This window comes from Streptomyces sp. NBC_01445 (assembly GCF_035918235.1).
Classification (GTDB): domain Bacteria; phylum Actinomycetota; class Actinomycetes; order Streptomycetales; family Streptomycetaceae; genus Streptomyces.
In genome coordinates, this window is record NZ_CP109485.1 from 5,274,154 (window position 1) to 5,297,525 (window position 23,372).

Genomic DNA, 23,372 nt, shown 5'->3' on the forward strand with positions numbered 1-23,372 from the left:
GCGTGGGGGGTGCGTAGGGCGTGAGGGGTGCGTAGAGCGTGGGTCGCGCGTGCGGTCGCGGCCGGGTCATGGGGAGCGCGTGGGGCGTGGGTCGCGCGTGTGGTCGCGGCTGAGTGATGGGGAGCGCGTGGGCCATGGGCGGGGCGTATGTCATGGGCAGCGGAGATTTCTCGCTCGGGGCAGATTTCATGGGCGGGATTTCAGGTGCGGCAGCGATTTCATGTGCGGGGCGATTTCGCGTGCGGGGCAGATTTCGCGTGCGGGGCAGATTTCGCGTGCGGGGCAGATTTCGCGTGCGGGGCAGATTTCATGTGCGGGGCAGATTTCACGTGCGGCGCAGGCGCAGTGCCAGGAATCCGATGCCGAGGCCTACGAGGACCAGGCCGGAGCCCAGCGGCAGGACGCCCACGCCGGGGATCACGGGTTCGGCGGCGGTCGGCCGCGGGGTGCGGCCGGCGGTGTCCACGGGGACGCCGGTGGGCCGGGCCGACGGCTGGACCTGCTGCTCGTCGGAGCCGTCCTCGCGTGCCTGCGGCTCTTCCGGGGGCACGGGTATGGAGGCGTAGGCCGGGCGAGAGCGGGGCGGGTCCGCCGACGGAGGGCGGGACCATTTCGGCGGCGCGGCGGCGGACGCCGAGGCGGAGTGGCTCTTACCGGCGGAGTGGCCCTTGCGGGAGGGGCTCGCGGGGGAGGCCTTCTCGGGGGAGGCCTTCGGATTGGCGTGGGAAGCGCTGGGCCTTCTGGGGGAGGCACTCGCCGAGGGCTTCCCCCTGTCGGGCGCGGAGGGTGCGGCCGCGGAGTGCCCGTCGCTGGGCCGGCCCGTGGGCGGCTTCTGTTCGGGCCGGTCGTGGGCCGGCGGCTCCGACTCGGCCCGCCCCGGCGGCGTACGGCCCTTGCCGGGGTGGCTGCCGGCCTGTGCCTCGCCGGCAGAGGCGGAGGCAGGGGTGGAGGTAGAGGCGGGGGCAGGGGCGGGGGCGGGGGCAGAGGTGGGGGCGCGCGTGGGCGCGGGTTCGGCGGCGTACGCGTAAGTGCCTGAGGCGGCCGGTCCGAGGAGGGCCAGGAACAGCAGGGGCCACAGCAGCGGCGGCAGCGGCAGCAGCGGGCGGCCGGTGGTGCGGAGGCGTGGAGTCATTCCGCGCGCCCCTCCCGGAATCGAGTCACCAAGATCGGAGGAATCCCGGAATCAGCGTCACATGACGCACCAATTCCGGCACCTTGGTGTCACTCCACTCACTCCGGCCACGCCACCCGGCCGCCCGGCCGCCTGCGGACCTGAGGGCCGGGGGGGCCGGGGGCCTGGGGGCCTGGGGGCCTGGGGGCCTGGGGGCCTGGGGCCCGGGGCCCGGGGGCCTGGGGGGCCACCAGCTCGCCCGGGCCGCGCCCCCACCCGCCGATGGATCTACTCGACGGCGAGCAGCACCTTCCCGATGTGCCCGCTCTCCTCCAGGACCCGGTGCGCCTGCGCCGCGTCGCTCATCGGCAGCTTCCGGTCGACGATCGGCCGGACGCGGCCCGAGTCGATCAGCGGCCAGATGTGTTCCCGTACGGCGGCGACGATCGCGGCCTTCTCGGCCAGCGGGCGCGCGCGCAGCGAGGTCGCGGTGATGGCCCCGCGCTTGTTGAGGAGCATGGCGATGTTCAGCTCGCCCTGGATGCCGCCCTGCATGCCGATGATCGCGAGGCGGCCGTTGGTGGCCAGCGCCTGGACGTTGCGGTCCAGGTACTTGGCGCCCATGTTGTCGAGGATGACGTCCGCGCCCGCGCCGTCGGTGGCCCGCTTGATCTCCTCCACGAAGTCCTGCTCGCGGTAGTTGATCAGGATGTCGGCGCCGAGCTCGGCGCAGTAGTCGAGCTTCTCCTTGCTGCCCGCCGTCACCGCCACCTTGGCCCCGATGGCCTTGGCCAGCTGGATGGCCATCGTGCCGATGCCGCTGGAGCCGCCGTGGACCAGGAAGGTCTCGCCGGGGCGCAGGTGGGCGATCATGAAGACGTTCGACCAGACGGTCGAGGTCACCTCGGGCAGCGCGGCCGCCGTGACGAGGTCGGTGTTCTCGGGTACGGGCAGGAGCTGGCCGGCCGGGACGGCGACCTTCTGGGCGTAACCGCCGCCCGAGAGAAGCGCGCACACCTCGTCGCCGACGGACCAGCCGGACACACCGGCGCCGAGGGCGACGATGCGTCCCGAGCACTCCAGACCGGGGATGTCACTCGCGCCGGGCGGCGGGTTGTAGAAGCCCTGACGCTGAAGCAGATCGGCGCGGTTGACGGCCCCGGCCGCCACCTCGACCAGCACTTCGCCGTCACCGGGTACGGGATCGGGGACCTCCGCCCAGACGAGCGCCTCAGGTCCACCGGGTTCCGGAATCGTGATCGCATACATGCCGGCGAGGCTACTCCTCGGAGCAATCCAGGAGACGGGTCGGCGCGTGCCCCGACTGCAATCCTCCCGGGCCCCCAACTCGCCGTCCCCGCGAGCCCCGACTGTCAGTCCCGCGGCAGCCGTCGCGTGTCCGGGATGGCCTGGGTGCCGGGGGTGGCCCGGACGATCGTGATCAGACGGTCCGTCAACTGGAGTGTGCCGATGGCCCGGTCGTCGTAACCCAGCACCCGGTGCCCGCGCACCACGCTCACCACCAGGTCCTCGGTCTCGCGGACCTTCAGCCCCACCTCGGCCTTTATGACCGGCCGTTCCACGATGTCGAGGCCGGTGCCCTGCTGGATGAGGTCCTCCATGACCATGCCCGCGCTCGGGCTGAGCACGGAGAGTCCGAGCAGCCGGCCCGCCGCGCTGGCACTGGTGATGACGGCGTCGGCGCCCGACTGCCGCAGCAGCGGGGCGTTCTCCTCCTCGCGGACAGCCGCCACGATCTTCGCCCCGCGGTTGAGCTGGCGGGCGGTGAGGGTCACCAGGACCGCGGTGTCGTCCCGCTGGGTGGCGATGATGATCTGCCGCGCTCTCTGCACCTCGGCCCGCAACAGCACATCACTGCGCGTGGCATCGCCGACGACCCCGGCGAACCCATGCGCCGTGGCCGCCTCGATGACCTTGCTACTGGGGTCGACGACCACGACCTGATCCGCCTTCAGGCCCGTCGCGCAGACGGTCTGGATCGCCGACCGGCCCTTCGTGCCGAATCCGACGACCACGGTGTGGTCACGCAAGTTGGACCTCCAGCGGTTCAGTCGCCACTCCTCCCGCGTGCGCTCGGTGAGCACTTCGAGAGTGGTGCCGACCAGGATGATCAGGAACAGCACGCGCAGCGGCGTGATGACGAGGATATTGACGATCCGGGCACCGTCACTGACGGGTGTGATGTCCCCGTACCCGGTCGTGGAGAGGGTGACGGTCGCGTAGTAGAACGCGTCCAGCAGGTCGACGCTGCTGTCGGAGCTGTCGCTGTAGCCGGAGCGGTCGATCCAGACGATGAACGCCGTCGCGACCAGCACGGCGAGCGCCACTATCAGTCGCCGGGCGACCTGCCGCAGGGGCCGCTCGACAACCCGCTTGGGCAGCTTCACCTGACGGGCGACGACCTTCTCGTCGTCCTGGCGGGCCATCGCGTCATGGCCGGGAAGTTTCACGTGAAACACCTCTCGGCAGCGCCGTAGCCTCCGTCGCCACCTGTCGGGCTCCACGACCACGGCAGGTCGAGGATCTCCACTTCCCGCCCGGCCTTCGCGCCGCCGGGCGCGACGACGGCGAGCCCGTCGGCCGCCGCGATCCCGCGCAGCATGGCCGGACCGTTGTAGCGCAGCGGCACGGCCACATCCCCCCGCACGACGACAGGGACGAGCCGCGTGTCATGCGGATGCCCGTGCACAGCCTCCTGGAGCGGCACGGTGTACGGCTCCTGCTCCGGCCGTCCCGCGAGGATCCCCAACAGGGGCTCGGCGAGCGTGAGGAGCCCGGAGACGGCCGCGAGTGGGTTGCCCGGCAGGCCGACGAGGTGCTGCCGTTCCTTGGTGCGGGCGAGCAGCATCGGGTGCCCCGGCCGCACCGCGACACCGTCGACGAGCAGCTCGGCATCGACCCGGCTCAGCGTCGGGTGCACATGGTCGACCGGGCCCGACGCGGTGCCGCCGGTCGTCACGATGAGGTCGGCGTTCGACGCCCGTACGGCCTTGAGCAGCGACTTCGGATCGTCGCCCAGACGCCGTACGGAGGCGACCTCCGCGCCGAGCGCCCACAGCCACGGCGGCAGCATGGGGCCGAGCGCGTCCCGGATGAGGCCCTCACGGGGGAGGCCCTCGGTCAGCAACTCGTCGCCCAGGATGAACACTTCGGCCTTCGGCCGGGTCACCGTCAGAAGTTCGTCGTACCCGGCGGCCGCGGCCAGCCCGAGCACCGCGGGCGTCACCAGGGCTCCGGTGGGCAGGAGTTGGTCGCCGGAGCGGCACTCCTGGCCGCGAGGTCGGATGTCCTGGCCGTGGCCGACGTCGCCCAGGGCGAACAGCCGTCCCTTGTCGTCGGTGCGGCCGTGTTCGCTGCGGATGACGGCGGTCGCGTCTCTCGGGACCCGGGCGCCGGTCGCGATCCGGACGGCCTCACCGTCGGACAGCGGCTCGGGCCGGTCCTGCCCGGCGAGTATCCCCTCGGCCCGTACGTCCCAGGGGCCCGGCCCGGCAACGACCCAGCCGTCCATGGCGGACGTGTCGAAGGACGGGAGGTCGGAGAGCGCGGCGAGGGGTTCGGCCAGCGTCAGGCCCAGCGCCCGAACGAGCGGCACGCGGCACTCCGCCGCACCTCCCCGGAGCGCGGCGGCCGCGCGTCCGACCCGACCGGCGACGGCCCGCGCAGCGGACCAGGGGGCGGCCTGGTGCCGGGAGTCGGTTCGGTGGCTGGAGGAAGTGCTGTTGCGTGCGGGGTCCTTGCGGTCCGGGTGGTCGGTGTGGCTGGTGGGGGTGGCGGGGCCGGTGCGCCGGGCGCGCTCTGCCGAACCGTGTCCTGGGCGTCCCGTACCGGAACCTGCCCCGCCGGAGCGTCCCGCACCGCGGCCGTCCGCCGCCCGGGCCTCGTTGACCAGGGCGAGCGCCTCGTCGACGGCGCCGTCCTCGGCCGCCCGCGCCTGCGCGGCGAGCGACTCCGCGCTCTGACCGCTCATCATGCGTCCGGCCGCACGCCCGCGGAGCCACCGGGTGAGTCGCCGCCGGATGCGGGGCTGTCGGACGAGGCAGCCGGGCCGGCACCCGCCGTCCCGGGCGCCGACGCTTCCTCGTCCGCGGCCTCCTTCGCCCAGCGGTCAGCGAGCGCGGCGGCCTTCGCGCAGGCCTCGGCGACGGCCTCGCGGCCCCCTCCGGCGTTCGCGGCCGCGTACCCGACGAGGAATGTCGTCAGGGGAGCGGCCGGCCTGGCCACACCGTGCGCGGCGTCGCGGGCGAGGTCGAGCAGGACGCCGGTGTCGACGTCGAGCTCGATGCCCAGTTCGTCCTTGGCTGCGGAGATCCATTCATCCAACACGTGCCCATGCTCCCTGATACGTGACCGGGCGGCGGCGATGTCGTCCCAGGTGTCGCAGTCGAAGGACGCGACGGGGTCGGTGATGCGGGTGAGTTCGAGTCGGCCGACGAGCAGCCGCAGGGGCAGCCCGGAGAGGCCGTCGTCGTGCGCGGCTGCGAGTTCGGCGAGGTGGTGGCGCAGGGGTGCGCTGCGGTAGGCCGCGACGAGCGGCTGGTCCCGGCCGTCGGCGTCGGTGAGCATGACCCCGTCCGCCGTTCCCGCGTCAAGGGCATCGAGGAGGCCCCGTACCGTCTGCTCGCTCAGGAAGGGCAGGTCGGCGGAGAGGACGAGGACCTGGTCGCCCGTGGTGGCGCGCAGACCGGCGTCGAGTGCGGCCAGCGGTCCGCCGCCGGGCGGGTCCTCACGGGTCCAGATCACGGGGTGCGCGGTGGGTCGGGGTTCGGCGACGACGACCGTGGTACCGGCCGTGGCGCAGGCGGCCAGTACCCGGTCGAGCAGCGGCCTGGCTCCGACACGGACCGCGGGCTTGTCCGCGCCGCCGAGCCGTCTGGCGGCGCCGCCGGCGAGCACGACGGCGTCGTGGGCGGGGCGGCTCGGCGCGGGAGCAGCGTTCATCCCCCGAGTATGGGCGCACGAAGGATCATTGCCACCCCTGGAAACGGCCCGCACCCACGAGGATTTACGTCACATCGAGGTGGGCGGTGCGGGCCGTTCGTGCTCACAGGGTGCGCAGGCTCGCGCTCACAGAACGCGCAGGCTCGTCCTCACAGGGTGCGCAGGAGCACCGCCGGCTGTTCGATGCAGTCCGCGACGTAGCGCAGGAAGCCGCCTGCCGTGCCGCCGTCGCACACCCGGTGGTCGAAGGTGAGTGACAGCTGGACGACCTGGCGCACCGCCAACTCCCCCTGGTGGACCCAGGGTTTGGGGATGATCCGGCCCACGCCGAGCATCGCTGCCTCGGGGTGGTTGATGATCGGCGTCGAACCGTCGACGCCGAAGACGCCGTAGTTGTTCAACGTGAACGTGCCGCCCGTGAGTTCCCCGGGTGTGAGCCGGCCGGCCCGCGCCGCGTCCGTGAGGCGGGCGAACTCGGCGCTCAGGGACTCGGCGTCGCGTACGTGCGCGTCCTTCACGACGGGGACGACGAGTCCGCGCTCGGTCTGGGCGGCGAACCCGAGGTGCACGGCGTCGAGCTGCACGACTTCCCGGGCCGCCATGTCGACCCGGGAGTTGAGCTCCGGGTAGCGGGCCAGGGCCGCGGTGCAGATACGGGCGAGCAGGGCGAGTACGGAGATCTTCTCCCCGCCGGCCGCGTTCATGGCCACGCGCGCGTGCATGAACTCCGTGGCGTCGGCGTCCACCCAGCAGGTCGCGTCGGGGATCTCGCGGCGGCTGCGGGTGAGCTTGTCGGCCACGGCGCCTCGGAGGCCGCGCAGGGGGACACGGATGCCGTCGGCGGTCCCGCCCACTGGGGCCTGGGCCGGAGCCGGGGCCACGGCCTCCGCTTCCGCCGCGTGGGCCCGCACCTGCACCGTCTCCCGCATGGCGCTCTCGACATCGGCCCGCATGATGAGTCCTTCGGGTCCCGACCCGGGCAACTCGCGCAGGTCGACACCGTGTTCGCGAGCGAGCTTGCGCACGAGGGGAGAGATGACCGGCACGGGTCCGCTCCGCGGCGGCGCCTCCGGAACCGGGGCGGACGAGGCATTCCGGGTGGGTGCCGCAGGCGCCACGGGGAGGTCGTCCTGTCGGCGAACCCGGCGGCGGCGCGCGGGGGCGGCCGCGGTGCCGTATCCCACCAGGACGTTCCCGGACCCCTCGTCGTCACCCTCCCCCTCGGCCGGTGTGCCCACAGCGACCGTCAGGAGGGGCGAGCCGACGGGCAGTTCGGTGCCCTCCTCGCCGAAGCGGGCGGTGACCACGCCCCCGTAGGGGCACGGGACCTCGACCATCGCCTTGGCGGTCTCCACCTCGACGACCGGCTGGTCCACCGCCACGACGTCGCCGACCTGGACGAGCCAGGTGACGATCGAAGCCTCGGTGAGGCCTTCGCCGAGGTCGGGCAGCTTGAACTCGAGGACCTGTGCCATCAGCTGCCCGCCTCCCACTGGAGTCGCGCGACCGCGTCCAGGATCCGGTCGACTCCCGGCAGATGGTGCCGCTCCAGCATCGGCGGCGGATACGGGATGTCGAACCCGGCCACCCGCAGGACCGGCGCCTCCAGGTGGTGGAAGCACCGTTCGGTGACGCGCGCGGCGATCTCACCGCCGGGGCCGCCGAAACCGCCCGACTCGTGCACGACGACCGCCCGCCCGGTGCGGCGCACGGACGCGCTGACCGTCTCGTCGTCGAACGGCACCAGGGAGCGCAGATCGACGACCTCCAGATCCCAGCCCTCGGCCCGCGCCGCCTCCGCCGCCTCCATGCAGACGGGTACCGACGGCCCGTACGTGATGAGGGTGGCACTGCTGCCGGTCCGGCGGACCACGGCCCGTCCGATGGGTTCGACGTCCGTCGGGTGCTCGGGGTTCCAGGAGTCCTTCGACCAGTACAGCCGCTTGGGTTCGAGGACGATGACGGGGTCGTCGGAGGCGATGGCGGCGCGCATCAGGCCGTAGGCGTCGGCGACGGTGGCGGGCGTGACGACATGGAGACCCGGGGTGGCCATGTAGTAGGCCTCGGAGGAGTCGCTGTGGTGCTCTACGCCGCCGATGCCGCCGCCGTAGGGCACGCGCACGGTGAGGGGCATCGGCATCGCGCCCCTGGTGCGGTTGCGCATCTTCGCGACGTGCGAGATCAGCTGCTCGAAGCCCGGGTAGGCGAACGCGTCGAACTGCATCTCGACGACGGGCCGCAGACCGTACATGGCCATGCCGACCGCGGTGCCGAGGATGCCCGCCTCGGCGAGCGGCGTGTCCGTGCAGCGGGCGTCGCCGAACTCCTTGGCGAGTCCGTCGGTGACTCGGAAGACGCCGCCCAGCGTGCCGACGTCCTCGCCGAGGACGTGCACGGAGGGGTCGGCGGCCATGGCGTCGCGCAGGGCGCGGCCGAAGGCCTGCGCCATGGTGGCCGGCTTGGCGGCGACAGTCGTCATCGGTCCGTCCCGTCCGCCTCGGCGTCGAGCTCGGCGCGCAACTGGGCGGCCTGCTCGCGCAGTTGAGTGGTCTGCTCGGCGTAGACATCACGGAAGAGGTCCATGGGGTCGAGCACCGGATCCTGGTTCATGCGCTCGCGCAGGTCGGCGGCCATCTTCTCGGCGTCGTCGCGCACGGCCCGTATGCCTTCCTCGTCGAGGAGTCCGCGATCCGTCAACTCCCGCTCCAGGAGCAGGATCGGGTCGTGGTCGCGCCAGGCGTCGACCTCGGCGTCGACGCGGTAGCGCGTGGCGTCGTCCGCGTTCGTGTGCGCCTCCATGCGGTAGGTGATCGCCTCGACGAGGGTCGGGCCGCCCCCTCCGCGCGCGTGGCGCACGGCTTCGGCGAGGACCTCGTGCACGGCCGCCGCGTCGTTCCCGTCCACGAGGCGGCCGGGCATCCCGTATCCGACGGCCTTGTGGGCCAGGGACGGGGCGGCGGTCTGCTTGTCGAGCGGTACGGAGATCGCGAAGCCGTTGTTCTGGACGAGGAAGACGACCGGGGCCTGCCACACCGCCGCGAAGTTCAGCGCCTCGTGGAAGTCGCCCTCGCTGGTGCCCCCGTCGCCGACCATGGCGAGCGCGACCACGTCGTCACCCTTGAGACGGGCGGCGTGCGCGAGGCCCACGGCGTGCGGCAGCTGCGTCGCGAGCGGCGTGCACAGGGGGGCGACGCGGTGCTCGCGCGGGTCGTACCCGGTATGCCAGTCGCCCCGCAGCAGGGTCAGGGCCTGTACGGGGTCGAGGCCGCGGGCGACGGCGGCGAGGGTGTCCCGGTAGCTGGGGAAGAGCCAGTCGCGCTCCTCCAGGACGAGGGCGGCCGCGACCTCGCAGGCCTCCTGTCCGGTGCTGGAGGGGTAGACCGCGAGCCGGCCCTGCTTCGTCAGGGCGGTCGCCTGCGCGTTGTACCTGCGGCCGCGCACCACCTCCGCGTACAGCTGGTGCAGGAGCCGGGCGTCGGCCTTGGCCGCGGCGTCGGTGCCGAGAACCCGGAACGGCTCGGCGTCGGGCAGCAGCGGCGCGGGATCCGTGCGCGGCTGCCAGGCGGGCGGCGGGGTGGGCCGGTAGGCATCCCGCTGCTCCATGACCGTCATGACGGCACCTCCTCGTTGGAAGCGGCTGAGAGACGCGACGGTGTGATGCGCCCCACCTACCGATTGTTCGGTCGTCGGCACATTTTGGCTACAGGCACCTCCAGGCTGTGGACAAACGGTTCTCCACAGCCTGGGATGGACGCAGTACGTCCATGGTAGGGAGGCGGGGGGACATGGCATCTGAACGAATGGCCGACAGCTCGGGCGGCGACCGCCCCGAGACTCCGCCCCGCGCGCCCGACAGCGGGCCGGGCAGCGGCCCCGACAGCCGCCCGGGCTCCCCGCCGCGCCCGCCCGAGGGCCGCCCCGAGTACCAGCCGCGCGCGCTGGACGCCATCGACCGCGACATCCTGCAGATGCTCCAGATGGACGGCCGGGCCTCGATACGCTCCGTCGCCGAGCGCGTCCATGTGTCACGGGCCAACGCCTACGCGCGCATCAACCGGCTCATCGACGACGGCGTCATCCGCGGGTTCGGCGCCCGCGTCAACCACGAGCGGGCCGGGCAGGGTGCCTCGGCGTACATCACGCTCAAGATCGTCCAGAACTCCTGGCGCACCGTCCGCGAGCAGCTGCGCCGGCTCCCGGAGGCCTCGCACATCGCGCTGGTCAGCGGCGATTTCGATGTGCTCCTGATGGTGCACACGCAGGACAACAGGGCCCTGCGGGAGCTCGTACTCACCAAGCTCCAGGCCATGCCGGAGGTGCTGAGCACGCGGACGCTGCTGGTGTTCGAGGAGGAGGACCTGGAGCCGGACGCCTGACGCGCCCGCGCCCCGGGGCCGTCAGTCCTCCTTGCGCAGCCCTCCGAAGATCAACTGCACGACGGCGTCGGCGACTTCGCGGTCGTCCATGCCCCGGCCGCCCGGCCGGTACCACTCCACGATCGAGTTGATCATGCCGAACACGAGGCGGGTCGCGAGCCGTACCTCGATGTCGCCCCGCACGTCACCGTCGGCCGCGGCCGCCTTCAGAAGCTCGGCCACCTGGTGGTCGAACTCCCTGCGCCGCTCCATCGCCCAGCGCTCCGCGTCGGTGTTCCCGCGCACGCGCAGCAGCAGGGTCACGTACGGCAGCTCGGATATCAGGACCTGGACCATGCGCCGGGTGACGTACTCCAGCCGCTCGACGGCACGCCCCACGCACGCGTGCTCCTCGCCGAGGATGCCGAAGAGGCCGTCGAGCGCGCGGCTGACGGCGCGGCGCAGCAGCTCCTCCTTGCCGGCGACGTGGTGGTAGATCGACGACTTGGAGATACCGGCCGCCTTGGAGAGGTGCTCCATCGAAGTGCCGTCGTAGCCTCGCTCGTTGAAGACCCGCACGGCGACCGACAGGAGGGTCTCGGGCGTGTAGGTGTCGCGCCTTGCGGTGGTCATGCGGAGCCCTCCCGCTTGTCGGAGGCGTACGAGTGGCGGTAGAGCGCGAGCGAGGGCGCATAACGGCCGGACGGGTCGCGCAGGTGCAGATCGTCGAGGAGGGAGTACGCCCAGTTCTTGCCGAGCTTCCTGCTCCACTCGATGGGCCCCAGTGGGTAGTTGACGCCCAGGCGCATCGCCGTGTCGATGTCCTCCGGAGTGGCCACTCCCTTGGCGACGGCATCGTGCGCCAGGTCGATGAGCCGCGCGACCGTGCGCGCGACGATCATGCCGGGCACATCCCCGATGACGCTGACGTCCTTGCCGATGGCCTGGAAGAGCCCGGTGGCCTCGCGCAAGGTCTGCGGGGACGCTTCCTGAGAGGTCGCGAGCGCGATACGGGTCGCGGCGCGATAGTCGAACGCGAGATCGAAGTAGATGACGTCGCGGTACTCGACGGACGTCTGGCCGTCCGCGAGGGCGAGCTGGCCGCCGCCGGGAAGGACCAGGCGCGTGCCGTTGTCCTCGTCCTCCTCGCGCACGGGGATGCCCGCCTCGCGGATCAGCGCGAGAAGCTCGCCCGCAGGCCCCAGGTCGCCTTCGGCGACGACGTACGCGGGCGCCTGGGCGGGCTGTGCGGTGTGCGGCTCCGGGCGTTCCTCACCGTCCGTGTACGCGTACCAGCCGCGGCCCGTCTTGCGGCCGTGCATGCCGGCCTCGACCAGGCGACGCTGGGCGAGGGCCGGCCGGAACTTCACGTCCTGGAAGAAGGCCTCCCACACGGAGCGGGTGACCGCTTCGTTGACGTCCTGTCCGATGAGGTCCGTCAGCTCGAAGGCGCCCATCTTGAAGCCGCCGCACTCGCGCAGGACGGCGTCGATGGTGGCGGGCTGGGCGCCCTGCTCCTCGTAGACCGCGAACGCCTCGGCGTAGAAGGGGCGGGCGATGCGGTTGACAATGAATCCGGGGGTGTCTGCGCAGACGACGGGGGTCTTGCCCCAGGCGCGGGCCGTCTCGTACGCGCGCGTGGCCGCCGTTACGTCGGTCGCCGCGCCGGAGACCACCTCGACCAGCGGCATCAGGGGCGCGGGGTTGAAGAAGTGCAGGCCGACGAGGCGCCCCGGCAGACGCAGCGCGCCGCCGACGGCGGTGACGGACAGGGACGAGGTGTTGGTCGCGAGCAGACAGTCGTCCGCGACGATCTCCTCCAGGTCCGTGAACAGCTGCTGTTTCACGTCGAGCCGCTCCAGTACGGCCTCGACGACGAGCGCCGCCCCCGCGAACTCCTCGAGGGACCCGGCGGCGCTCAGACGCGCACGCGCGGCGTCGCGCTCGGCCGCGTCGAGCCTGCCCTTGTCGACCAGGCGGTCCAGGCGCGCGGCGATGGCGTCCGCGGCCTCCTGGGCGCGGCCCGGTACGGCGTCGAAGAGCCGGACGGGGTGGCCAGCGGTCAGGGCGACCTGGGCGATGCCCTGGCCCATGGTGCCGGTGCCCACCACGCCCACAAGGCGTTCGGGGCTGCCGAGCTCGAGTGCTGTCATGGTCGCGATCCTCCCGCACGGAACGACGGCCGGGGTCCCGGGGGTCGGGGCGCTGAGGCGGGCGCGAAGTTCTCCACAGGTTCGACGGACCCCCTTGTCCCGACCGATCGTTCGGTTACTCTAACCGTGTCTGCCTGTTCCTGCCCAGCTGTTCCTGCCCAGCTCGCCGGCTCGACGAAGAGCCGCCTCGACGAGGAGTTGGTCCGTCATGGCCGCCGAAGTCACCGCGCACGACCTGATCGCCAAGCACCGGCCCACCCTTGACCAAGCGCTGGAAGCGATCCGCACGCGCGCGTACTGGTCACCGCACCCCGAGCACCCCAAGGCCTACGGAGAGCACGGAAGCCTGAGCATGCCCGAGGGCAAGGCCGCCTTCGACGCGCTCTCCGGCACCCGGATCGACCTCGGCCAGCCCGGCACGGACGACTGGGTGGGCGGCGAAATGTCGCCGTACGGCGTCGAGTTGGGCGTCACCTACCCGCACCCCGACCTGGACGTCCTGCTCCCCGCGATGCGCGCGGGCATGCGCGCGTGGCGCGAGGCGGGCGCCGAGGCGCGGGCCGCCGTATGTCTGGAGATCCTGGCCCGGATCAGCGCGCGTACGCACGAGTTCGCGCACGCCGTGATGCACACCAGTGGCCAGGCCTTCATGATGGCGTTCCAGGCGGGCGGCCCCCACGCGCAGGACCGCGGGCTGGAAGCGGTGGCGTACGCGTACGTCGAGCAGGTGCGCACACCGGACGCGGCGGAGTGGACCAAGCCGCAGGGCAAGCGCGACCCCCTCGTCCTCGGCAAGCAGTTCACGCCGGTCGGGCGCGGCATCGCCCTCCTCATCGGCTGCAACACCTTCCCCACGTGGAACGGATATCCGGGGCTCTTCGCCTCCCTCGCCACCGGCAACCCCGTCCTGGTGAAGCCCCACCCGCGCGCGGTGCTGCCCCTCGCCCTGACCGTCCAGGTCGCCCGCGGGGTCCTCGCCGAGTCCGGCTTCGACCCGAATCTGGTCGCGCTGGCCGCCGAGAAGCCCGGCGAAGGCATCGCCAAGACCATCGCCCTGCGCCCCGAGATCAAGATCATCGACTACACGGGCTCGACGGCGTTCGGCGACTGGCTGGAGACGCACGCCCGGCAGGCGCAGGTCTACACGGAGAAGGCCGGCGTCAACACGGTCGTCATCGACTCGACCGACCGCTACAAGGGAATGCTGGCGAACCTCGCGTTCTCCCTGTCCCTGTACAGCGGCCAGATGTGCACCACCCCGCAGAACCTGCTCATCCCGCGCGACGGCATCACCACGGACGAGGGCCCCAAGACGTACGACGAGGTGGTCACCGACATCGCGGCCGCGGTCGGCGGCCTCCTCGGCGACGACGCCCGGGCGAACGCGCTGCTCGGCGCCCTCGTCAACCCGGACGTGAAGTCCCGCCTGGAGGCGGCCTCCGGCCTCGGCGAAGTCGCCCTCGCCTCACGGGAGATCAGCAACCCGGAGTTCCCCGGTGCCGTCGTCCGCACGCCGATGATCGTCAAGCAGGACGGCGCACGGAAGTTCTGGGACGGCGCCGACTCCGACTCCGCCTACCTCAGCGAGTGCTTCGGCCCGGTCTCCTTCGCCGTCGCCGTCGACTCCACGGCGGACGCGCTGGACCTGCTGCGGCGCACGGTGCGCGACAAGGGCGCGATGACCGTCGGCGCGTACACGACCTCCGACGAGGTCGCCGAAGGCGTCGAAGAGGTCTGCCTCGAAGAGTGCGCCCAGCTGTCCATCAACCTCACGGGCGGGGTGTACGTGAACCAGACGGCGGCGTTCTCGGACTTCCACGGCTCCGGTGGCAACCCCGCGGCCAACGCGGCGCTGTGCGACGGAGCGTTCGTGGCGAACCGCTTCCGCGTCGTGGAGGTGCGCAAGGAGGCCTGAGGCCTCCGACCGGCGTCAGCTCAGGCGGCCGGGCGGCCCGCGGGACCGCCCGGCGTGCCGCAGGTGCTCCAGTGGAAGAGCGTCATGCCGACGCTCGTCGCCAGGTTGTAGCTGGAGACCTGCGCCCGCATCGGCAGCGACACCAAGTGGTCGGCGCGGGCGTGCAGTTCGGGCGACAGGCCGCTGCGCTCCGAGCCGAAGGCGAGCAGCGCGTCGTCCGGCAGCGCGGTCCCCCGGATGTCCTCGCCCTCCGGATCGAGCGCGTACACGGGCCCCGGCGGCAGCTCTTCCACCGTCAGGCGCTCGACGGCCGTCGCGAAGTGCAGGCCCGCACCCCCGCGGACGACGGTCGGGTGCCAGGGGTCGAGGCTGCCGGTCATGACGACGCCCGTCGCACCGAAGCCCGCGGCGAGCCGGATGACGGCGCCCGCGTTGCCGAGGTTGCGGGGGTTGTCGAGGACGACAACGGGCGCGGTCCTCGGCAGGTGTGCCACGGCGGCCAGGTTCTCCGCCCGGTCCGGCCGCACCGCCAGCGCGGCCACCCCCGTGGGATGCAGACGCGGCACCAGTGCGCGCAGCGTCTCCTCCGGCACCTCCACCAGGAGCCCGTCCAGAGCGTCCCGCACGTCCGGGGCGAGCTCCTCGGCCAGGGCGAGCGCGGCGGCCCGGCCGGTCGCCAGCGCCACGGGCACGCGCGCGCCGAAACGCAGGGCGTGCTTGAGCGCGTGGAACCCGTCGAGGAGCACGGACGCGTCTGCACGGGCGCGCCATTCATCGACGCCGGCGATATCCACCCTGTTCATGCCGCTCGCCTGTCCACGCTGTTCGCCCTGCTCATGGCGAGAAGCCTACGTGGGCCTGTTCGGGGCTCTCGGCTGCGCGAGGCCCCGGCACCGTAGAAGCACCGGCCGTACGGGAAAACAAGCCTCCACGCGCGCGTGCCACCCATCCGCCCAGCCGCTTCAGGAACGACGTCGGCAGGAATACGGCATCGGCGGCGATCATCGCAAGCGAGAAGAACGGCAGCCCGAGCAGGACGGCGATCGCCGCGTGCTCGCACATCATGGCGACCAGCAGGACGTTCTTGACGCGCCGGTTGAACAGCGTGAACGGGAAGGCGACCTGCACGGCGACCGTCCCGTACGACACGAGCATCACCATCAGCCCGTGCGAGGCGAGCAGGTCGCCCAGGGCCGGCCACGGCGAGAAGTAGTCCAGGTGGAGCGGGTAGTAGACCGCCGTCCCGTCCTGCCACCGACTGCCCTGGATCTTGTACCAGCCGGCGGTCGCGTAGATCAGACACGCCTCCGCCATGATCACGAGAAGAGCGGCGTTGTGCGCGAGGTTCGCGATCACGTCGAGCAGCAGTCGGGGCTCGCTGTACGGGTCCCTCCGGTTCACCGCCCACCACAGGCCCTGCACGGCCCACAGCCCCCAGAACACGACCAGCCAGCCCCCGCTCACGACCCCCATGAACGTGATCGCGGAGAGCCCGAGCCCCGCGAGCCACCACACCACGGGCCCCACCCGGTCCGGCGGCCCGATGTCGCTCTCGCGCGCGGAGTGCTCACGCGCGCGTGCCGCTCGCCGCGCGTCCAGCGACCAGACCTGCCCGCACCGCGTGAACACCAGGTAGATCGACATCAGGTGGATGACGTTGTCGCCGCCGTCGCCCATGAAGATGCTGCGGTTCTGCAGCGAGAGCACGCCGATCATGAACAGGACGGACATGGCCCGGGTGCGCCAGCCCAGCATCAGCAGCGCACTGGTCACGACCGCGGCGGCGTAGACGATCTCGAACCAGACGCGGCCGTCCGACCACATCAGAGCAGTGAAGGCGCCGTTGCCGGCGATGAGCTGCTGCGCCATGTCCCAGCTCCACGGCCCGTCGGGCCCGTACAGCTCGTGGCGGTTGGGGAACTCACGCAGCAGGAAGAGCAGCCAGGTCGCGGAGAACCCGATCCGGATGACGGCGGTCTGGTAGGGGCCGAGGGCGGACCCGGTGATCCGGTCTATGCGGTCTATGCGGTTCACCGGGCATCCGTCCCGTCGGTGGCGGCACGCGCGCGCGTGCCGGTGCCGTTACGGCTCTCGCTCTTGCTGTTGCTGTTGCTGGCGAGTGCCCTGTCCGCGACCGTCACCGTCCACCAGGGAACCTCCCGGTAGACAGGCTTGGAATCCACTTTCTCGTCACTCCACGGGGGCGGCACCACATTGGTGGTCCGCGAGCGGACTTGGACGCGGGCGATGGTGGCCTTCTCGCCGGCGGCCGCCTTGCCGCCGGCCGTCAGCCCGTCATCGTGGGACAGCCGCAGGACGACGATGCGGCGGATGTAGCGCTCGGAGAGCTGGCCGCGCACACCGTTCGGGCGGTTCTCACTGTCGTGCGCGGACACATAGAAGTCCCAGGCCCGGCGCAACTCGTTCTGCTGCGTGTGGCTGGGCAGCAGATTCCCGTCGATGTCGGCGCCGTCCTGTGCCGACAGGTCGTACCAGCCGGTCGTACGCGTGCCGCCGTCGGCCGTACGGATCTCCGCGCGGGCCTGCACGGCGATGTTCTGCTGGAGCGGGTTGGGCGCGAACAGCTTCCAGTTCTGCTCGAACTCCGGATAGATCCAGCTGTCGACGGACCCGCTGTACTCCTTGGAGAGGGTGTTGGGCGGCGAAACGTGCAGAAACACCATCGCGACATGCACACACGCCCCGAGAGCGATCACGACGAGCGCGCAGGCAGCGGCTATCTGGTAGCGGAGGGAGAGGGCCGACAGTCCGACACGGGGTGCGGCGGCTGCGGGCGGGGGCGCGAGGGGTGGGGACGCGGGATCCGGGTCGGGCTCGTGGCTCAGCTCGGGCTCGTGGCTCGGGTCGGACTCGTAGCTCGGCTCGGGCTCGCGGCTCGGCTCGGGTACCTGATTCGGCACCGGACTGCGCGAAGGGCCCGGCTCCGGCCCCGGCTGCGGCTCCAGGTCGGAACGCCGGGCGGTCGAGCCCTTGTCGTACGCGTCCATGCCGCCCCGTCTCCCCGAGTTTCCCGATGCCTCCGGTCCGCGCTTGTGCCGAACCGATTCCTCGCCCCGCGGCCCGCCCCCGCCGCCGCACCGGCACGGTACTCAGCCGCGCTCGCGAGGCACAGAGCCATGGGACCAGCAGTGGGACTTATCCACAGGCCGGACCTCGCAGGGTTGACACCCTACGGCGCCACGTCCCACCATTGAATCCAACGAACCGAACGATCGGTCGGGAGATTCGCTCAAGGTCGAGGGAGACCGGGATGGCGACAGCAGCTGCGCACCAAGCGGCGCGGACACAGGCGGCCCACGCCACGTCCGACGCCACCGGCACCGCCTCGGGCCAAGCCTCGGGCACCGCCGCGTACCAGACAGCGTTCGACACCGCCGTCGCGGCGGAGGAGCGCATCGAGCCCCGCGACTGGATGCCGGACGCCTATCGCGCGACGCTCGTGCGCCAGATCGCGCAGCACGCCCACTCCGAGATCATCGGCATGCAGCCGGAGGCCAACTGGATCACGCGCGCCCCCTCGCTGCGGCGCAAGGCGATCCTGATGGCCAAGGTCCAGGACGAGGCCGGCCACGGCCTGTACCTGTACAGCGCCGCCGAAACGCTCGGCACGGGCCGCGACGAGCTCCTCGACAAGCTGCACAGCGGCCGCCAGAAGTACTCGTCGATCTTCAACTATCCGACGCTGACCTGGGCGGACGTCGGCGCCATCGGCTGGCTCGTGGACGGCGCCGCGATCACGAACCAGGTCCCCCTGTGCCGCTGCTCGTACGGGCCGTACGCGCGCGCCATGGTGCGGATCTGCAAGGAGGAGTCCTTCCATCAGCGCCAGGGCTACGAGCTCCTCCTCGCCCTGAGCCGCGGCACGGAGGCCCAGCACGCGATGGCGCAGGACGCCGTCGACCGCTGGTGGTGGCCGTCCCTGATGATGTTCGGCCCTCCGGACGACGAGTCGTCGCACTCCGCGCAGTCGATGGAATGGAAGATCAAGCGCCATTCGAACGACGAGCTGCGCCAGCGGTTCGTCGACATCTGCGTTCCGCAGGCCGAGTCCCTCGGGCTCACCCTCCCCGACCCGGACCTCGTGTGGAACGAGGAGCGCGGGCACCACGACTTCGGAGCCATTGACTGGACGGAGTTCTGGGAGGTCCTGAAGGGCAACGGACCGTGCAACGAACAGCGGATCACCCAGCGCAGGCAGGCGCACGACGAGGGCGCCTGGGTCAGGGAAGCGGCCGCGGCCCACGCGGCGAAACACTCCGAGGCGAAGCACTCCGGGGCACAAGACTCCGGGGCGAACGGGAAGGCGACGGCATGAGCGACGCGAAGGACTGGCCGCTGTGGGAGGTCTTCGTACGCTCCCGGCGCGGGCTGTCGCACACCCACGCGGGAAGCCTGCACGCGCCGGACGCCGAGCTCGCCCTGCGTAACGCCCGCGATCTGTACACCCGCCGCGGCGAAGGCGTCTCGATCTGGGTCGTCCCGTCCACCTCGATCACCGCCTCCTCGCCCGACGAGAAAGACCCCTTCTTCGAGCCCTCCGCCGACAAGCCGTACCGGCACCCGACGTTCTACGAGATCCCGGAAGGGGTGAAGCACCTGTGACCACGCCCCTGAACCCCGACTCGTCCGTCGGCACCGTCACCGCTGCCGCGGCGCTCGCCCTGGGCGACGACGCGCTCGTGCTGTCGCACCGCCTGGGGGAGTGGGCCGGACACGCCCCGGTCCTCGAAGAAGAAGTCGCCCTGGCCAACATCGCGCTTGACCTCCTCGGCCAGGCCCGGGTCCTGCTCTCCCTCGTCGGCGACGAGGACGAGCTGGCCTACCTGCGCGAGGAACGCGCGTTCCGTAACGTCCAGTTGGTCGAACAGCCCAACGGCGACTTCGCCCACACCATCGCCCGCCAGCTGTACTTCTCCACGTACCAGCGCCTCCTGTACGGCCGCCTCGCCGCGACCGACGGACCGCTCGCCGGCCTCGCCGCCAAGGCGGTCAAGGAGGTCGCGTACCACCAGGACCACGCCGAGCAGTGGACCGTACGCCTCGGGGACGGCACCGCCGACAGCCACGACCGGATGCAGCGGGCCTGCGACGCACTCTGGCGTCACACCGGAGAGATGCTCCAGCCCGTCGACGGAATCGACATCGACTGGCCCGAGATGGAAGCCAGTTGGACCGCATCGGTCACTGCCATCCTGGACCGGGCGACCCTGACCGTCCCCGAGGGACCGCGGACCGGAGCCTGGAGCGCCGGAGCGGGACGCCAGGGCCTTCACACGGAACCGTTCGGACGGATGCTCGCCGAGATGCAGCACCTCCACCGCAGCCACCCGGGGGCGTCATGGTGACCAAAGCCCCCGAGGCCTCCCCCCAGGACACCGCCGACCGACCGGAGACGCCGCTCGAAGCTGAGCTGCGCCGCCTCGCCGGCTCCGTGCCCGACCCCGAACTGCCCGTGCTCACCCTGGAAGAGCTCGGCGTGCTCCGCGCCGTCCACTGCCTCACCCCGGGCAGCGTCGAGGTGGAACTGACCCCCACCTACACCGGCTGCCCCGCCGTCGAGGCCATGTCCACGGACATCGAGCGCATCCTGCACGAGCGCGGGATACCGGACGTCACCGTCCGGCGGGTGCTCGCACCGGCCTGGACCACGGACGACATCACGGACGAGGGCCGCCGCAAGCTCCGGGAGTTCGGCATAGCGCCACCCCGCGCCGTCCGGGAGGACAAGGAACCGGTGACCGTCACCCTCGGCCCCACGCGCACCACCACACCCCCGCGCTCAGCTGGCGACGCGGCCGCCGCCGCGCTCCTCGGCGCCCCCGAGGCCGGCGACTCCCCCCTGTCCTGCCCGCACTGCGGATCCACGGACACCGAACTGCTGAGCCGCTTCTCCTCCACCGCCTGCAAGGCCCTGCGGCGCTGCCTCGACTGCCGCGAACCCTTCGACCACTTCAAGGAGTTGTGATGGCCCGCTTCCACCAGCTCCGCGTAGCGGCGGTCGACCGGCTCACCGACGACTCCGTGGCCCTCACCCTCGAGGTCCCCGAATCCCTTCGTGAGGCATTCCGCCACGCACCGGGCCAGCACCTCGCCCTGCGCCGCCCGGCCGACGACAGCGAGATCCGACGCACCTACTCGATCTGCTCACCCGCACCCGGCCCCGAAGGCCCCCGCACGCTCCGCGTCGGCGTCCGCCTCGTCGAAGGCGGCTCCTTCTCGACCTACGCCCTCAAGGAGATCGCCGTCGGCGACGCCCTTGAGGTCATGACCCCTGCCGGCCGCTTCATCCTCGAACCCACGCCCGGTCTCTACGCCGCCGTGGTCGGCGGCAGCGGCATCACGCCGGTCCTGTCCATCGCGGCCACCCTGCTCGCCCGCGAACCGCACGCCCGGTTCTGCCTCATCCGCAGCGATCGCACCGCCGCCTCGACGATGTTCCTGGACGAGGTGGCCGACCTGAAGGACCGCTATCCCGACCGGTTCCAGCTGGTCACGGTCCTCTCCCGGGAGGAGCAGCAGGCCGGCCTCGACTCCGGCCGCCTCGACCAGGAGCGCCTGACGACCCTCCTGCCCGCGCTGCTCCCCGTAGACGACATCGCCGGCTGGTACCTGTGCGGCCCCTTCGGACTCGTACAGGAAGCAGAGCGCACACTGCGCGCCCTCGGCGTGCGAAGAGCCCGCATCCACGAGGAGATCTTCCACGTCGACGACGGAGCGGCACCCGCGCGCCCCGCGCCGACCCTCGCGCACTCCATGGTCACCGCCCAGCTCGACGGCCGTTCCGGCACCTGGCCCGTCGACGACGGCGAATCACTCCTGGAGACCGTGCTGCGCAACCGCCCCGACGCTCCGTACGCCTGCAAGGGCGGCGTCTGCGGGACCTGCCGCGCGTTCCTCGTCTCGGGCGAGGTGCGCATGGACCGGAACTTCGCACTCGAACCCGAGGAGACCGACGCCGGCTACGTACTCGCCTGCCAGTCCCACCCGGCCACGGAGACGGTGGAACTGGACTTCGACCGCTGATCTCTGATCTCTGATCTCTGATCTCTGATCTCTGATCTCTGATCTCTGATCTCTGATCTCTGACCGATCGAGCCGCACCACTGCCCTCCCATTCCCTCCGCGTATTCCCTCCGCGTATTCCCTTCTCGTAGAACTTGTTCTACCTTGACGCACCGTCAGATCCTGGCGGGTCGCCATGATGAACCGGTGCACGGAGGGACAGGGCAGTGGACTTCACCTTCACCGAAGAACAGCAGGCGTCCGTCGAGGCGGCCAAGGCCGTGTTCGGCCCGGTAGCGCCCGACAGCGTGCCGAGCCCGGCCCTCACCCCCGGCGCGGTCGCAGACGACTTCGACCGCACCCTGTGGTCGAAACTCGCCGACGCCGACCTGCTCAGCCTCCTACTCGCCCCCGAACACGGCGGCGCGGGCCTGGACGCCATCGCGCTCTGCCTGGTCCTACGGGAATCCGCCAAGGCACTCGCCCGAGTCCCGCTCCTGGAGCACACCGCGGCCGCCGTCACCGTACAGACCTACGGCAGCGACGAGTTGAAGGAGCAGATCCTCCCCAGGGCAGCCCGCGGCGAACTCGTCCTCACCGCCGCCTCCGCGGGCCGCACCGGACACGACCCGGCCCAACTCGCCGTCAGCGCACGCCGCGACACGGACACCGACACCTGGATCCTCGACGGCGCCCAAACCGGCGTGACTTGGGCGCACAACGCCGACCACATCGCCGTACCCGCCCACACCCCACAGGGCCGCTCCGTCATCGCCGTACTGCCCCATCCGCACGAAGGACTCACCGTCGCCGAACAGATCTCCACGACCGGCGAACGCCTCGGCGAACTCCACCTCGACTCCGTGCGCCTCGAACCCCACCGGATCATCGAGACCGACGAGGCCTGGGACCGGCTGCACCAGCTCCTCACCACCGGAACCTGCGCCCTGGCACTGGGCCTCGGCGAGCGCGTCCTGCAGATGACCGGCGACTACACCAGTAAGCGCGAGCAGTTCGGCTACCCGGTGGCCACATTCCAAGCGGTCGCGGTCCAGGCCGCGGACCGTTACATCGACCTGCGCGCCATGGAGGCCACCCTCTGGCAGGCCGCCTGGCGCATCAGCACGCAGGCAGGCGGAGCACTCCCCACGGCAGGTGACATCGCGGTCGCCAAGATCTGGGCCTCGGAAGGCGTACGACGCGTCGTCCAGACCGCACAGCATCTGCACGGAGGATTCGGCGCCGACACCGACTACCCGCTGCACCGCTACCACGCCTGGGCCAAACAGCTCGAACTGTCCCTCGGCCCGGCAGCCGCACACGAGGAGACACTCGGCGACCTGCTGGCGGCCCATCCCCTCGGCTGACCCAGGGGTCAGAGAACGAAGCCCGACTGCCCCTTGTCGTCCACGACGGGACGCCCCGCGGCGGCCCACACCTGCATGCCACCGTCTACGTTCACCGCGTCGATGCCCTGCTGCACGAGGTACATCGTCACCTGCGCGGAACGGCTGCCGGACCGGCAGATCACGTTGACCCGACCGTCCTGGGGAGCCGCCTCGGTCAGCTCGCCGAAACGCGCCACGAACTCACTGATCGGAATGTGCAAGGCACCCTCGGCGTGACCCGCCTGCCACTCATCGTCCTCACGGACGTCGAGGAGAAAGTCCCCGTCCACGAGCTCGCCGACATCAACCGTGGGCACACCAGATCCGAAATGCATACCCCCGACGCTACCCGACCCCGCCGGCAGGCCTGACCCGCCAGGCACTGGGGCGGTCAGCGGCTCGGACGGCCGTCAGAAACGCGGAGTGGGACCGACGGCGCTCTGGCTGGGGGCAACCACCCAGCCA

The 23,372-nt window shown here is 71.6% G+C and carries 22 protein-coding genes; 8 read left to right on the forward strand and 14 right to left on the reverse strand.

Features of this window, described 5'->3' with window-relative positions:
• Positions 1-325 precede the first annotated feature (325 nt).
• The 8 genes from OG574_RS24050 to pdhA form a co-directional block, all read right to left on the reverse strand.
• Positions 326-1,132 carry a hypothetical protein gene (locus OG574_RS24050; RefSeq protein ID WP_326774898.1) on the reverse strand — a complete coding sequence of 269 codons (807 nt, stop codon included), beginning with the start codon at positions 1,130-1,132 and terminating at the stop codon, positions 326-328.
• A gap of 267 nt (positions 1,133-1,399) precedes the next feature.
• Positions 1,400-2,380, reverse strand: a complete 981-nt coding sequence (locus OG574_RS24055) for an NAD(P)H-quinone oxidoreductase (RefSeq protein WP_100596498.1) — start codon at positions 2,378-2,380, stop codon at positions 1,400-1,402.
• 104 nt (positions 2,381-2,484) lie between these two features.
• A complete protein-coding gene (locus OG574_RS24060; RefSeq protein WP_326774899.1) occupies positions 2,485-3,591 on the reverse strand; it encodes a potassium channel family protein in 1,107 nt (368 codons plus the stop codon).
• Complete coding sequence (locus tag OG574_RS24065; RefSeq protein WP_326774900.1) at positions 3,579-5,102, reverse strand: molybdopterin molybdotransferase MoeA; 1,524 nt, start codon at positions 5,100-5,102, stop codon at positions 3,579-3,581. Before OG574_RS24065 ends, OG574_RS24060 begins: the two co-directional genes overlap by 13 nt.
• Positions 5,102-6,073 (reverse strand): NTP transferase domain-containing protein, encoded by a 972-nt coding sequence (locus OG574_RS24070; RefSeq protein WP_326774901.1) that lies wholly within the window; start codon positions 6,071-6,073, stop codon positions 5,102-5,104. Before OG574_RS24070 ends, OG574_RS24065 begins: the two co-directional genes overlap by 1 nt.
• Positions 6,074-6,222: 149 nt before the next feature.
• A complete protein-coding gene (locus tag OG574_RS24075; RefSeq protein ID WP_326774902.1) occupies positions 6,223-7,548 on the reverse strand; it encodes a dihydrolipoamide acetyltransferase family protein in 1,326 nt (441 codons plus the stop codon).
• The gene (locus tag OG574_RS24080; RefSeq protein WP_326774903.1) at positions 7,548-8,552 is read right to left on the reverse strand and encodes an alpha-ketoacid dehydrogenase subunit beta; all 1,005 of its coding nucleotides are present in this window, start codon (positions 8,550-8,552) and stop codon (positions 7,548-7,550) included. Before OG574_RS24080 ends, OG574_RS24075 begins: the two co-directional genes overlap by 1 nt.
• Complete coding sequence (gene pdhA, locus OG574_RS24085; RefSeq protein ID WP_100596503.1) at positions 8,549-9,685, reverse strand: pyruvate dehydrogenase (acetyl-transferring) E1 component subunit alpha; 1,137 nt, start codon at positions 9,683-9,685, stop codon at positions 8,549-8,551. Before pdhA ends, OG574_RS24080 begins: the two co-directional genes overlap by 4 nt.
• Before the next feature lie 173 nt (positions 9,686-9,858).
• Between pdhA and OG574_RS24090 the strand changes: the two genes are divergently transcribed.
• On the forward strand, positions 9,859-10,449 hold the full coding sequence (locus tag OG574_RS24090) for an Lrp/AsnC family transcriptional regulator (protein ID WP_326774904.1): 591 nt from the start codon (positions 9,859-9,861) through the stop codon (positions 10,447-10,449).
• 21 nt (positions 10,450-10,470) lie between these two features.
• On the opposite strand, the gene OG574_RS24095 is transcribed toward OG574_RS24090, so the two are convergent.
• Both OG574_RS24095 and OG574_RS24100 read right to left on the reverse strand, forming a co-directional pair.
• Positions 10,471-11,061 (reverse strand): TetR/AcrR family transcriptional regulator, encoded by a 591-nt coding sequence (locus OG574_RS24095; protein ID WP_326774905.1) that lies wholly within the window; start codon positions 11,059-11,061, stop codon positions 10,471-10,473.
• Positions 11,058-12,581, reverse strand: coding sequence for a 3-hydroxyacyl-CoA dehydrogenase (locus OG574_RS24100; protein WP_326774906.1), 1,524 nt, complete (start codon positions 12,579-12,581; stop codon positions 11,058-11,060). Before OG574_RS24100 ends, OG574_RS24095 begins: the two co-directional genes overlap by 4 nt.
• Before the next feature lie 208 nt (positions 12,582-12,789).
• On the opposite strand from OG574_RS24100, the gene paaN reads away from it, so the two are divergent.
• Entirely contained in the window at positions 12,790-14,496 is a 1,707-nt protein-coding gene (gene paaN / locus OG574_RS24105; protein ID WP_326774907.1) for a phenylacetic acid degradation protein PaaN, read from the forward strand.
• A gap of 20 nt (positions 14,497-14,516) precedes the next feature.
• Here paaN and OG574_RS24110 read toward each other — a convergent pair whose 3' ends face one another.
• From OG574_RS24110 to OG574_RS24120, 3 genes are read right to left on the reverse strand one after another with little or no spacing between them, the layout of a single operon-like run.
• Positions 14,517-15,299, reverse strand: a complete 783-nt coding sequence (locus OG574_RS24110; RefSeq protein WP_326774908.1) for a TrmH family RNA methyltransferase — start codon at positions 15,297-15,299, stop codon at positions 14,517-14,519.
• Positions 15,300-15,330: 31 nt separating this feature from the next.
• A complete protein-coding gene (locus OG574_RS24115) occupies positions 15,331-16,530 on the reverse strand; it encodes an HTTM domain-containing protein (RefSeq protein WP_326774909.1) in 1,200 nt (399 codons plus the stop codon).
• On the reverse strand, positions 16,527-17,504 hold the full coding sequence (locus OG574_RS24120) for a DUF5819 family protein (protein WP_326774910.1): 978 nt from the start codon (positions 17,502-17,504) through the stop codon (positions 16,527-16,529). The genes OG574_RS24115 and OG574_RS24120 overlap by 4 nt, the downstream gene beginning before the upstream one ends.
• Before the next feature lie 263 nt (positions 17,505-17,767).
• On the opposite strand from OG574_RS24120, the gene paaA reads away from it, so the two are divergent.
• From paaA to OG574_RS24150, 6 genes are all read left to right on the forward strand, one after another.
• Positions 17,768-18,832 carry a 1,2-phenylacetyl-CoA epoxidase subunit PaaA gene (paaA, locus tag OG574_RS24125; RefSeq protein ID WP_100596509.1) on the forward strand — a complete coding sequence of 355 codons (1,065 nt, stop codon included), beginning with the start codon at positions 17,768-17,770 and terminating at the stop codon, positions 18,830-18,832.
• Positions 18,829-19,119, forward strand: coding sequence for a 1,2-phenylacetyl-CoA epoxidase subunit PaaB (gene paaB, locus OG574_RS24130; RefSeq protein ID WP_227296143.1), 291 nt, complete (start codon positions 18,829-18,831; stop codon positions 19,117-19,119). The genes paaA and paaB overlap by 4 nt, the downstream gene beginning before the upstream one ends.
• Positions 19,116-19,862 carry a 1,2-phenylacetyl-CoA epoxidase subunit PaaC gene (gene paaC, locus OG574_RS24135; RefSeq protein WP_326774911.1) on the forward strand — a complete coding sequence of 249 codons (747 nt, stop codon included), beginning with the start codon at positions 19,116-19,118 and terminating at the stop codon, positions 19,860-19,862. The genes paaB and paaC overlap by 4 nt, the downstream gene beginning before the upstream one ends.
• Positions 19,856-20,482: a 1,2-phenylacetyl-CoA epoxidase subunit PaaD gene (gene paaD / locus OG574_RS24140; RefSeq protein ID WP_326774912.1), complete on the forward strand. Its 627-nt coding sequence runs from the start codon at positions 19,856-19,858 to the stop codon at positions 20,480-20,482. Before paaC ends, paaD begins: the two co-directional genes overlap by 7 nt.
• On the forward strand, positions 20,482-21,540 hold the full coding sequence (locus tag OG574_RS24145; protein WP_326774913.1) for a 2Fe-2S iron-sulfur cluster-binding protein: 1,059 nt from the start codon (positions 20,482-20,484) through the stop codon (positions 21,538-21,540). Before paaD ends, OG574_RS24145 begins: the two co-directional genes overlap by 1 nt.
• A 206-nt stretch (positions 21,541-21,746) precedes the next feature.
• Positions 21,747-22,886, forward strand: a complete 1,140-nt coding sequence (locus OG574_RS24150; RefSeq protein WP_326774914.1) for an acyl-CoA dehydrogenase family protein — start codon at positions 21,747-21,749, stop codon at positions 22,884-22,886.
• A gap of 8 nt (positions 22,887-22,894) precedes the next feature.
• On the opposite strand, the gene OG574_RS24155 is transcribed toward OG574_RS24150, so the two are convergent.
• Positions 22,895-23,224 carry a rhodanese-like domain-containing protein gene (locus tag OG574_RS24155; protein WP_326778598.1) on the reverse strand — a complete coding sequence of 110 codons (330 nt, stop codon included), beginning with the start codon at positions 23,222-23,224 and terminating at the stop codon, positions 22,895-22,897.
• Positions 23,225-23,372: the final 148 nt, after the last annotated feature.

Bases quoted from the DNA above. Each gene is read 5' to 3' on its own strand.
- OG574_RS24050 (WP_326774898.1), bottom strand. From the start codon at position 1,132: ATGACTCCACGCCTCCGCACCACCGGCCGCCCGCTGCTGCCGCTGCCG.
- OG574_RS24055 (WP_100596498.1), bottom strand. From the start codon at position 2,380: ATGTATGCGATCACGATTCCGGAACCCGGTGGACCTGAGGCGCTCGTC.
- OG574_RS24065 (WP_326774900.1), bottom strand. From the start codon at position 5,102: ATGAGCGGTCAGAGCGCGGAGTCGCTCGCCGCGCAGGCGCGGGCGGCC.
- OG574_RS24070 (WP_326774901.1), bottom strand. From the start codon at position 6,073: ATGAACGCTGCTCCCGCGCCGAGCCGCCCCGCCCACGACGCCGTCGTG.
- OG574_RS24075 (WP_326774902.1), bottom strand. From the start codon at position 7,548: ATGGCACAGGTCCTCGAGTTCAAGCTGCCCGACCTCGGCGAAGGCCTC.
- OG574_RS24080 (WP_326774903.1), bottom strand. From the start codon at position 8,552: ATGACGACTGTCGCCGCCAAGCCGGCCACCATGGCGCAGGCCTTCGGC.
- pdhA (WP_100596503.1), bottom strand. From the start codon at position 9,685: ATGACGGTCATGGAGCAGCGGGATGCCTACCGGCCCACCCCGCCGCCC.
- OG574_RS24090 (WP_326774904.1), top strand. From the start codon at position 9,859: ATGGCATCTGAACGAATGGCCGACAGCTCGGGCGGCGACCGCCCCGAG.
- OG574_RS24095 (WP_326774905.1), bottom strand. From the start codon at position 11,061: ATGACCACCGCAAGGCGCGACACCTACACGCCCGAGACCCTCCTGTCG.
- OG574_RS24100 (WP_326774906.1), bottom strand. From the start codon at position 12,581: ATGACAGCACTCGAGCTCGGCAGCCCCGAACGCCTTGTGGGCGTGGTG.
- paaN (WP_326774907.1), top strand. From the start codon at position 12,790: ATGGCCGCCGAAGTCACCGCGCACGACCTGATCGCCAAGCACCGGCCC.
- OG574_RS24110 (WP_326774908.1), bottom strand. From the start codon at position 15,299: ATGAACAGGGTGGATATCGCCGGCGTCGATGAATGGCGCGCCCGTGCA.
- OG574_RS24120 (WP_326774910.1), bottom strand. From the start codon at position 17,504: ATGGACGCGTACGACAAGGGCTCGACCGCCCGGCGTTCCGACCTGGAG.
- paaA (WP_100596509.1), top strand. From the start codon at position 17,768: ATGGCGACAGCAGCTGCGCACCAAGCGGCGCGGACACAGGCGGCCCAC.
- paaB (WP_227296143.1), top strand. From the start codon at position 18,829: ATGAGCGACGCGAAGGACTGGCCGCTGTGGGAGGTCTTCGTACGCTCC.
- paaD (WP_326774912.1), top strand. From the start codon at position 19,856: ATGGTGACCAAAGCCCCCGAGGCCTCCCCCCAGGACACCGCCGACCGA.
- OG574_RS24145 (WP_326774913.1), top strand. From the start codon at position 20,482: ATGGCCCGCTTCCACCAGCTCCGCGTAGCGGCGGTCGACCGGCTCACC.